The following is a 9,830-nucleotide window of genomic DNA, read 5'->3' as shown; positions in this document are numbered from 1 at the left end:
ACGCCAATTCGCGTAGAGTGCAGGAACCCACCGTCAGGAGGCACCGGCATGGAGTTCAAGGACTACTACCAGATTCTCGGCGTCGCCCGCAGCGCCAGCGCCGACGACATCAAGAAGGCTTACCGCAAACTCGCCCGCAAATACCACCCGGATGTGAGCAAGGAGGCCAACGCGGCCCAGCACATGAGCGAGGTCAACGAAGCCAACGCCGTGCTCAGCGACCCCGAAAAGCGCGCCGCCTACGACAACCTGGCCGCACAGGCCGCAGCGCAGGCCACGCGCGGCGGCGGTGGCGATTTCCGGCCACCACCGGGCTGGGACACGGGCTTTGAGTTCTCCGACACGGGGGCAGGCTTTGCCGAAGAGGGCAGCGACTACAGCGCCTTTTTCGATCAGCTCTTTGGCCGCGCCGCCCGGGCCGCGCGCAGCCCGCACCCCGGCCAGCGCGCTGGGGGCGCGTCTGCTGGTGCAGGCCACCCCGGCGCCCAACGCGGCACCGACCACCACGCCAAAATCGCCCTTGACCTGCGCGATGCCTACTACGGCAGCGAACGCACCATCGACCTGCGCAGCGCGCACCTGGACGCCTCGGGCCATGTGGTGCAGGAAACACGCAGCTTGCAGGTGAAAATTCCCAAGGGCGTGCGCGAGGGGCAGTTGATCCGGCTGGTCGGCCAGGGCAGCCCGGGCACCGGGGGCGCACCGGCGGGCAACCTGTTTCTGGAGGTGCATTTCACGCCCGGCGGGCCTTGGCGCGCCGAAGGGCGCGATGTGTACCAGCGCCTGCTGCTGTCACCCTGGGAGGCAGCGCTGGGCGCCAGCGTGCTGGTGCCAACGCCCACCGGCGAGGTCGAGGTCACGGTGCCTGCGCACTCGCTGCCCGGGCGCAAGCTGCGCCTGAAGGGGCGGGGCATTCCGTCCACACCGCCGGGCGACCTGTTTCTGGAGCTGGACGTGGTGCAGCCCCCCGCCCACAGCGACAGCGCGCGCGCCGCTTACGCCGCCCTGGCCAAAGCCTTCCCGCACTTCAACCCGCGCCAGCCCGCGCCAGGAGCCTGAACATGCCCCACGCTTTTCACCTGCCCGTGCAACTGGGCGAACTGCTGGACGAGCACGCCCTCACCCTCGAAGAACTGGCCCAGGCCTGCCGCCGCGACCCCGCCTGGGTGAGCGCGCGCCTGCAAGCGGGCGTGATCGAAGCCCAAGGCCCCCGCGCTGGCGTGTATTACTTCACCAGCAGCACGCTGGTGCGGGCGCGGCGCATTGCGCACCTGGAAACCACTTTCGATGCCGACCCGCACCTGGCCGCACTCGCTGCCGATTTGATGGAAGAGGTGGCAGCACTGCGCCAGCGCCTGGCGCAGCTGGAGCCCCCCTCGGCGCAGGCCCACTGACCACCGCTGCACTGGTTTATTTATCAGATCAAAACAGTCCCTGAGGCCCACTGATAGGGCGTAAGCAGCTATCAAATCAAGAGCATTTTTCGGGCCAGGTGACGCACACGGTGCAGCCCTGCCCGGGCGTGGCCGTGGCGCTGGCCTGGCCGCCGTGGCGCTGGGCAATGGCGCGCACCACAGCCAGACCAGCGCCTACGCCGTCAAACTCGCTCTCGCGGTGCAGGCGCTGGAACACGCCAAACAGGCCCGCCGATTGCGCCGGGGCAAAGCCGGCACCGTTGTCCTGCACGTGCAGCGTGACCTGACCGCCCGCACTGCCTTGGCTGTCTGGCGCGCCTGGGCTGCCTGCGCTGGCCGGGTCGCCCTGCGTGCATGCATCGCCTGCGCCGGTGGCATCGCTGGCGCCCGGGGGTTCCACGGCCAGCGTGATGGCGATGTGCGCCGGTTCGCGTCCGCGCGTGAACTTGAGCGCGTTGTCCAGCAGCTCGGTGAGCAGCTGGCGCAGCAGGGCGGCGTCGGCGTATACGGGGCGCTCGGCCAGGGTGAGCTGCCACTGCACGGCCCGCCCGGCGGCGCGGGGGGCCAGCGCGTCCTGCACCTGGGCGATCAGGTCGGCCACCTCGGCGCGCGACAGCTGCTGCGGGTGAAGCGGCACGCGGGCCACGCGTGACAGCGCCAGCAGCGCGTCCAGCATGCGGCCCATGCGCCGGGCCGATTGCTCCATGGTGGCCAGAAACTCCAGCGCCTCTTGCAGCGCTTGGCCCGTGGGCAGGGCGCCGTCGGCCTCTTGCAGCACTTCGGTGACCAGTGGGCCGTAGGAGGTGATGTGGCGCAGCGGCGCGCGCAGGTCGTGCGAGACGGCGCGCAAAAACTCTTCGTGCGCGGCGGCCATGTCGGCCAGGCGCTGGTCACGCTCGGCCAGCTGGGCGCGCAGCCGGGCCAATTCCTGCGCCGGGTCTTCAGTGGGTGCCTGCGCCGGGCCAGCCATGCTGGCGGGGGCGGCGCCGGGTGTGGCGTGGCAGCCAGCAGCAGGCGAGGGCGTGGGTGTCATATCGGTTCACCTCAGGTTTGGGGCAGATCAGGCATCACAGGCGGCACGTTGGCAGGCGGTGCCGGGCCGCACCAGTCTGGGCCAGCACACGCAACGCCCAGCCGCTCAACTGCGGCCCGCCTTGGTCGGGCGCTGCCAGTTGGCAATGCTGGCTTGCTTGCCGCGCGCCACGCCCAGGGCGCCGGGGGACACGTCTTTGGTGATGGTGGAGCCGCCGCCCACGGTGGCCCCGGCGCCAATGGTCACGGGCGCCACCAGCACGCAGTTGCTGCCCACATGCACGTCGGCTTCGATCACGGTGCGGTGCTTGTTGGCGCCGTCGTAGTTGGCGGTGATGCTGCCCGCGCCGTAGTTGACGCGCTCGCCCACGGTGGCGTCGCCCAAATAGGCCAGGTGGTTGGCCTTGGCGCCATCGGCCAGGGTGCTGTTCTTGATCTCGACAAAGTTGCCGATATGCACGTCGCGGCCCAGCGCGGCGCCGGGGCGCAGGCGGGCAAAGGGGCCGATGAGCGCGCCCTCGCCCACGCTGGCGCCCAGGGTTTCGCCGTCGATGTGGGTGTAGGGATGGATGACGGTGCCCGCCGCAATGCGCGCGTTGGCAATGCAGCAGTGCGCGCCAATTTGCACGCCCTCGCCCAGCACCACCGGGCCGGTGAAGATGCAGCCCACGTCGATTTCCACATCCTGGCCGCACACGAGCTGGCCACGCGCGCCGCTGCGCACGTCATCGCGCAGGTCAAAACGGGCCGGGTCTGCCAGGCGCACGCCCTGCTCCATCAGCGCGCGGGCCTGGCGCAGTTGGTGGGCGCGCTCCACGGCGGCCAGTTGCAGCGGGCTGTTGATGCCTTCGACCTGCAAGGCGTCGGCAATGCAGTGGCCGACTACCGGCACGCCGCCCTGCACGGCCATGGCGACGATGTCGGTCAGGTAGTACTCGCGCTGGGCGTTGTCGTTGGTCAGGCGCGCCAGCCAGCCCGTCAGGTGCTGCGCGGGCACGGCCATGATGCCGCTGTAGACCTCGGTGATGGCGCGCTGGGCGTCGGTGGCATCTTTGTGCTCGACGATGCCCTGCACGGCGCCGCTGGCATCGCGCACGATGCGGCCATAGCCGGTGGGGTCGGGCAGCGTGACGGTGAGCAGCGCCAGCGCGCCGCCGGCCACGCCCTCGGACGCGGCCACCAGCGCGCGCAGGGTGTCCGGCTGGGTCAGTGGCACATCGCCCGAGAGCACCAGCACGGTGCCATCGCCCGCCAGCACGGGCACGGCCTGCTGCACGGCGTGGCCAGTGCCCAGCTGGGGCTCCTGGCGCACGAATTTCAGGTCGAATTGAGGGTCAAAAGTGGCTCCAGCGCCCGTGGGCTGGGCGCAAGCAGCTTCTACTTCGATAGCACCGTGGCCGGTGATGACCACCGCACTGCGCGGCTGCAGCTGTGCGCCGGTATCGAGCACATGCTGCAACAGGGGGCGCCCGGCCAGGCGGTGCAGCACTTTGGGGCGGCGGCTTTGCATGCGCGTGCCTTTGCCTGCGGCCATGATGAGGATATCCAGGGGTGCCATGGGGTTCTCGTCGGTGAAAGTGGGGTGGCGCGCGGGGGCGGTGCCCTGGCGCCGGTGGTGGGCGCGATTATCGGTGCGGCACGCCACTGGCCCGAGGCGGCAGCCGGGCGCGCAGCCGCTCCGGACAAACCCTCACACAGCGTCCGGCCAGGGCCAACCCTTGACGCGGCGCAAACCTGTGCGTGAAAAGCCCTTCTACAACCATGGTTTGCAAAATCGGCGGGCGTGTGAAACGGCTTTTGGCACGACTTTTGCAGAAGCACACCAAAGGGGGTTTTGCGATGACATTCATGCCATGGACCAGCGCGCTGGAGCTGGGAATCGACGAGATCGACCAGCAACACCAGCGGCTGGTGGACCTGACCAACCAGCTGCACGACGAGCTGTCCCACGACCTGCCCCGGCGCGAGGCCATCGGCGATGTGCTGGAGGGGCTGGTGGACTACACGCACAACCACTTCATCGTCGAAGAAGTGATGTTCCAGCAGCACGACTACCCCGACACGCCCGCGCACAAAGCCCAGCACGACAGTTTTACCGGCAAGGCCATGGATTTGCTGATGCGCTTTGAGGACGGCGAGGAAGTGACCTTTGAGGCGCTGGACTTTCTCAAAGAATGGCTGGTACACCACATCTGCGAGGTAGACCGCTCGTACCTGCCGTTTCTGCGCGCCCAGAACGCGCTGCAAGCGCGCAGCGCAGCGCAGCGCCTGGCCGCCTGAGCAGCGCCGGTGCCGCAGCTTTACAGCACAGCGCCCGGCGCGTGGGTGCCAGGGCCAGGCACGGTCGGTAGCTCAGGCCAGCGTCACCTTGGCAAACTTGCGCTTGCCCACCTGCACCACGTAGGTGCCTGCGGCCAGCTTCAGGCCCTTGTCGCTGACCACGCTGCCATCGACGCGCACGCCGCCGCCGTCGATCAGGCGGTTGGCCTCGCTGCCCGAAGGCGCCAGGCCCGCCTGCTTGAGCAAGGCACCGATGCCCAGCGGCGCGCCAGACAATGCCACCTCGGGAATGTCATCGGGCACACCGCCCTTGCTGCGGTTGATGAAGTCCTGCTCCGCCGAATCCGCCGCCGACACGTTGTGAAAACGCGCCGTGATCTCTTTGGCCAGCGCCACCTTGGCATCTTTGGGATTGCGCCCGCCTGCCACCTCGGCCTTGAGCGCGGCAATCTCGGCCAGGCTCTTGAACGACAGCAGCGTGTACCAGTCCCACATCAGCGTGTCCGAGATGGACAGCACCTTGGCAAACATGGTGTTGGCGTCTTCGGTGATGCCGATGTAGTTGTTCTTGGACTTGGACATCTTCTCGACGCCATCCAGCCCCACCAGCAGTGGCATGGTGAGCACGCACTGCGGCTCCTGGCCGTATTCCTGCTGCAAATGGCGCCCCATCAGCAGGTTGAACTTCTGGTCGGTGCCGCCCAGCTCCAGGTCAGACTTCAGGGCCACCGAGTCGTAGCCCTGCATCAGCGGGTACAAAAACTCATGCACCGCAATCGGACTGCCCGCCTTGAAGCGGTCGTGGAAATCGTTGCGCTCCATCATGCGCGCCACGGTGTAGCGCGAGGCCAGCTGGATCATGCCCGCCGCGCCCAGTGCGTTGCACCACTCGCTGTTGTAGCGGATCTCGGTGCGCTCGGGGTCGAGCACCAGGCTGGCCTGCTGGTAGTAGGTTTCGGCGTTGTGCTGGATTTGCTCGGGCGTCAGCGGCGGGCGCGTGTTGTTGCGCCCGGATGGGTCGCCAATCAGGCTGGTGAAGTCGCCAATCAGAAAAATCACCTGGTGGCCCAGGTCTTGCAACTGGCGCATTTTGTTCAGCACCACGGTGTGGCCGATGTGGATGTCGGGCGCCGTCGGGTCCAGCCCCAGCTTGATGCGCAGCGGCTGGCCGGTGGCTTCAGCGCGCGCCAGCTTCTTGGCCCACTCGTCTTTTGGCAGCAGCTCATCGACCCCGCGCAGCGAGATTTCAAGCGCTCGTCCTACACCATCGGATACCTGAAAAGATGTAACAACAGATTGATTCATAAGGGTTTCCTTGGATGTCCTGGTGGCAAGCTTCGCTATACTTCGCCCCACTTTGCAGTGGCGGATTCTAGTAGCCCGATTTTTCGAACGACTCGAAACACTGTAGCCCGACAGTCTGTGCGCTCCGCCGCACCCGGCCCCTGCGCCGGGACTCTGCCCCGGACACACGCTCACCCTGGGAAGACATCTTGAACAACGGCTTGACCACCGCTAGCGCGGCTTTGCTTTCGCGGCTCTCCCACGGCATCCAGAAACACCCCAAGCGCGTTACCGCTGCACTGGCACTTTTGCTGCTCACGGGCGGCGGCGGTGCCTTTGCCGTGGCCTCGTTCGGCCCCGATCCCTCCGACCTGCCTGTGCGCCTGGTCGAGCAACCGGTCGAATCCCTGGCCAGCGACGCCACCCTGGCTGAGCTGACCGACCGGCCTGGCTTCTCGCTGTACCGCTCTGACAACGTGCGCAGCAGCGACACCGCTGAATCCCTGCTGCGCCGCATGGGCGTGGCCGACCCCGCCGCCGCTGCCTTTCTGCGCCGCGACACCCACGCCCAGCAAAACCTGCTCGGTCGCACGGGCCGCCTGATCAAGGCCGAAACCACCGACGACCACCGCCTGCTGCGCCTGACAGCGCGCTGGGCACACGACGACAGCGGTGACTTCAAGCGCCTGGTGGTCGAAAAGTCAAACAGCGGCGAGTTCACCTCACGCATCGAGACGGCGCCCCTGACCGTCTCCAGCCGCCTGGCCGGGGGCGTCATCCACAGCTCGCTGTTCGCCGCCACCGATGCCTCCAACATCCCCGACAACGTGGCCATCCAGCTGGCAGAGTTGTTCTCGGGTGATATCGACTTTCGCCGTGCGCTGCGCAAAGGCGACCGCTTCTCGCTGGTCTATGAAACCCTGGAAGCCGATGGCGAGCCCCTGCGCAGTGGCCGCGTACTGAGCGCCGAGTTCCACAACCAGGGCAAATCGCACCAGGCCGTGTGGTTCCAGGAGCCCGGCACGACCAAAGGCGCCTACTACACGCTGGCGGGCCAAAGCCTGCGCCGCGCCTACCTCACCTCGCCCCTGGAGTTCTCGCGGGTGTCCAGCGGCTTTGCCATGCGCTTTCACCCCATCCACAAAACCTGGCGCGCCCACCTGGGCACCGACTTTGCCGCGCCCACGGGCACGGCCGTGCGCACCATCGGTGATGGCGTGGTCGAGTTTGCGGGCACGCAAAACGGCTTTGGCAATGTGGTGTTCGTCAAGCACCGCAACCAGCATGTCACCGTCTATGCCCACCTGAGCCGCATCGACGTGCGCCCCAACCAGGCCGTAGAGCAAGGCCAGACCATCGGTGCTGTGGGCGCCACCGGCTGGGCCACCGGCCCGCACCTGCACTTCGAGTTCCGCGTCAACGGGCAGCACCAAGACCCCATGCTCATCGCCAAGCAAAGCGAAGCGGCTGCACCGGTGTCTGCCGCTGCGCGCCCGGCATTCAACCGCCTGGCTGCCGTCATGCGCACACAGCTGGCATCGGCTGAGCTAATCGAGCAGGCCAGCGCCCAGTAAGCGCAACCGCAGGCGGGCGCCACCCAGCGCGCCCGCTGCCCACGCCCGCCTGCGCGCCCCGGCAGCTTCCTGTGTACCCACCTGCTGCCCCGCCCTACCCCCCCCACAACTGCGCCCGCCCCATGCCCTCTGACCTGTATATCGGCCTGATGTCGGGCACCTCACTGGACGGGGTGGATGCAGTGCTGGTTGATTTTTCAGGGTCAAAATGCCTTGTAATGCACCACCAGTCTGCGCCACTAGCTCCTGAATTAAGAGCACAATTGTGGGCCCTGAACACCCCAGGCCCTGATGAACTGCACCGCAGCGCCTTGGCGGCCAACGCATTGGCACGCACCTACGCCCAGGCCGTGCAGGCGCTGCTGGCCGACAGCGGCACCCCGGCCCAGGCCATCCGCGCGCTGGGTGCCCACGGGCAGACCGTGCGCCACCGCCCACAGGCCTTCGACGGCACCGGCTACACCCTGCAACTGAACAACCCCGCCCTGCTGGCCGAACTGACAGGCATCACCGTGGTGGCCGACTTTCGCAGCCGCGACGTGGCCGCAGGCGGGCAAGGCGCGCCGCTGGTGCCCGCGTTCCACCAACAGGTGTTCTGGCAACCGGGCCAGAGCGCGCTGGTGCTGAACATTGGCGGCATTGCCAACCTCAGCGTGCTGGGGGCAGACGGCAGCGTGCTGGGCTTTGACTGCGGCCCCGGCAACGCACTGATGGATTACTGGTGCCAGCAGCACACCGGCCAGCCCTTCGACCGCGATGGCGCCTGGGCCGCCAGCGGCCAAGTGCGGTCCGAACTGCTGGCGCGGCTGCAAGCCGAGCCCTTTTTGCACCAGCCGCCGCCCAAAAGCACGGGCCGCGACCTGTTCAACCCCGCTTGGCTGACAGCGCAATTGGCAGACATGGGCCACGCCACGCCGCAAGACGTGCAAGCCACATTGACCGAATTGACCGCAAACGCTTGCGCATCCATCGTAAGCAGCTACGGAAACAATAGCAAAACACTGGCCATATGTGGGGGTGGCGCCTTCAACCTGCACCTGATGCAGCGCTTGCAGGCCCTGCTGCCGGGCGTGGCCGTAGCACCCACCGATGCCCATGGCCTGCCAGCGCAGCAGGTCGAAGCCGCCGCTTTCGCCTGGCTAGCGCGCCAGACTTTGCTGGGCGCGCCAGGCAACCTGCAAAGCGTTACGGGCGCCCGTGGCGCCCGTGTGCTGGGGGCTATCTACCCCGCCTGAGGATCAGGAAAAGCTCGAACCGCAGCCGCAGGTGGTGGTGGCGTTGGGGTTCTTGATGACAAACTGCGCGCCTTGCAGGTCTTCTTTGTAATCGATCTCGGCGCCCACCAGGTACTGGTAGCTCATGGCATCGATCAGCAGCGAGACACCGTTTTTGGTCATGGTGGTGTCGTCTTCGTTGGTGATCTCATCGAAGGTGAAGCCATACTGAAAGCCCGAGCAGCCGCCGCCTTGCACAAACACGCGCAGCTTGAGGTCAGGGTTGCCTTCTTCGGCAATCAGGTCAGCCACCTTGGCCGCCGCGCTGTCGGTAAACAGGATGGGGGCGGGCATTTCGGTCTGGATGTTTTCGGCAACAGCGCTCATGGAGACTCCGGGATTTCTAGGGTTGGGCCAAATACTACTGAAAAATGGTCGGCCATTCAGGCCAGCGGCTTTTGCCGACAACCCCGGTAGGGGCATTGCCACCAACAACAAAGCCGCACCAGGCGTGAACCCGGGGCGGCTTGGTGGCAGGCAAAAAGCGGATTAACGCTTGGAGAACTGCTTGGCGCGGCGTGCAGAACGCAGACCGACCTTCTTACGTTCGACTTCACGCGCATCGCGCGTCACGAAGCCGGCTTGGCTCAGCACGGGCTTGAGCGTTGCATCGTAGTCAATCAGAGCGCGGGTGATACCGTGGCGGGCAGCGCCAGCCTGGCCGGATTCACCACCACCGTGCACGTTGATCATCACGTCGAAAGTCTCGACATGGTTGGTCAGTGCCAGAGGTTGCTTGGCGATCATGATCGAAGTTTCACGGCCAAAGTAGGACTGGATGTCCTTGCCGTTGATCGTGATCTTGCCAGAGCCTTTTTTCAGAAACACGCGGGCGACGCTGGACTTGCGACGGCCGGTGCCATTGTTCCATTCACCAATCATCTCAAGGCTCCTTACAGTTCCAGCACTTTGGGCTGTTGGGCGGTGTGGGGATGCTCAGCACCACCGTACACCTTGAGTTTCTTGATCAT

General features: G+C 66.6%; 10 protein-coding genes and 1 pseudogene. 5 read left to right on the top strand and 6 right to left on the bottom strand.

Features of this window, described 5'->3' with window-relative positions; all coding sequences use genetic code 11:
• Nucleotides 1-48 precede the first annotated feature (48 nt).
• Entirely contained in the window at nt 49-1,059 is a 1,011-nt protein-coding gene (locus PHX69_RS12545; RefSeq protein WP_119012641.1) for a DnaJ C-terminal domain-containing protein, read from the top strand.
• A gap of 2 nt (nt 1,060-1,061) precedes the next feature.
• Entirely contained in the window at nt 1,062-1,394 is a 333-nt protein-coding gene (locus tag PHX69_RS12540; protein ID WP_119012642.1) for a chaperone modulator CbpM, read from the top strand.
• A 76-nt stretch (nt 1,395-1,470) separates the two neighbouring features.
• Here the strand turns inward: PHX69_RS12540 and PHX69_RS12535 are convergent, their stop codons facing one another.
• Both PHX69_RS12535 and glmU read right to left on the bottom strand, forming a co-directional pair.
• Nucleotides 1,471-2,448, bottom strand: coding sequence for a sensor histidine kinase (locus tag PHX69_RS12535; RefSeq protein WP_502958527.1), 978 nt, complete (start codon nt 2,446-2,448; stop codon nt 1,471-1,473).
• A gap of 105 nt (nt 2,449-2,553) precedes the next feature.
• A complete protein-coding gene (glmU, locus tag PHX69_RS12530) occupies nt 2,554-4,005 on the bottom strand; it encodes a bifunctional UDP-N-acetylglucosamine diphosphorylase/glucosamine-1-phosphate N-acetyltransferase GlmU (protein ID WP_288044072.1) in 1,452 nt (483 codons plus the stop codon).
• Nucleotides 4,006-4,295: 290 nt separating this feature from the next.
• Between glmU and PHX69_RS12525 the strand changes: the two genes are divergently transcribed.
• Complete coding sequence (locus tag PHX69_RS12525; protein ID WP_288044070.1) at nt 4,296-4,727, top strand: bacteriohemerythrin; 432 nt, start codon at nt 4,296-4,298, stop codon at nt 4,725-4,727.
• A 72-nt stretch (nt 4,728-4,799) separates the two neighbouring features.
• Here the strand turns inward: PHX69_RS12525 and tyrS are convergent, their stop codons facing one another.
• Complete coding sequence (gene tyrS, locus PHX69_RS12520; RefSeq protein WP_119012644.1) at nt 4,800-6,032, bottom strand: tyrosine--tRNA ligase; 1,233 nt, start codon at nt 6,030-6,032, stop codon at nt 4,800-4,802.
• Between the two features lie 188 nt (nt 6,033-6,220).
• Between tyrS and PHX69_RS12515 the strand changes: the two genes are divergently transcribed.
• Together PHX69_RS12515 and PHX69_RS12510 are read left to right on the top strand one after the other, a co-directional pair.
• Nucleotides 6,221-7,585: a M23 family metallopeptidase gene (locus PHX69_RS12515; protein WP_288044068.1), complete on the top strand. Its 1,365-nt coding sequence runs from the start codon at nt 6,221-6,223 to the stop codon at nt 7,583-7,585.
• Nucleotides 7,586-7,707: 122 nt separating this feature from the next.
• Nucleotides 7,708-8,820 (top strand): anhydro-N-acetylmuramic acid kinase, encoded by a 1,113-nt coding sequence (locus PHX69_RS12510; RefSeq protein WP_288044065.1) that lies wholly within the window; start codon nt 7,708-7,710, stop codon nt 8,818-8,820.
• Nucleotides 8,821-8,823: 3 nt separating this feature from the next.
• Here the strand turns inward: PHX69_RS12510 and erpA are convergent, their stop codons facing one another.
• The 3 genes and pseudogenes from erpA to PHX69_RS12495 form a co-directional block, all read right to left on the bottom strand.
• Entirely contained in the window at nt 8,824-9,186 is a 363-nt protein-coding gene (gene erpA / locus PHX69_RS12505; RefSeq protein WP_119012647.1) for an iron-sulfur cluster insertion protein ErpA, read from the bottom strand.
• 162 nt (nt 9,187-9,348) lie between these two features.
• A complete protein-coding gene (gene rpsI, locus PHX69_RS12500; protein ID WP_119012648.1) occupies nt 9,349-9,741 on the bottom strand; it encodes a 30S ribosomal protein S9 in 393 nt (130 codons plus the stop codon).
• A gap of 11 nt (nt 9,742-9,752) precedes the next feature.
• Nucleotides 9,753-9,830: pseudogene (locus PHX69_RS12495) on the bottom strand (50S ribosomal protein L13); the annotation flags it as partial.

Source organism: Simplicispira sp. (genome assembly GCF_028687295.1).
GTDB lineage: Bacteria > Pseudomonadota > Gammaproteobacteria > Burkholderiales > Burkholderiaceae_C > Simplicispira > Simplicispira metamorpha.
Note: the sequence above shows the minus strand (reverse complement) of the source record. Positions and strands in the feature narration are given on the sequence as shown.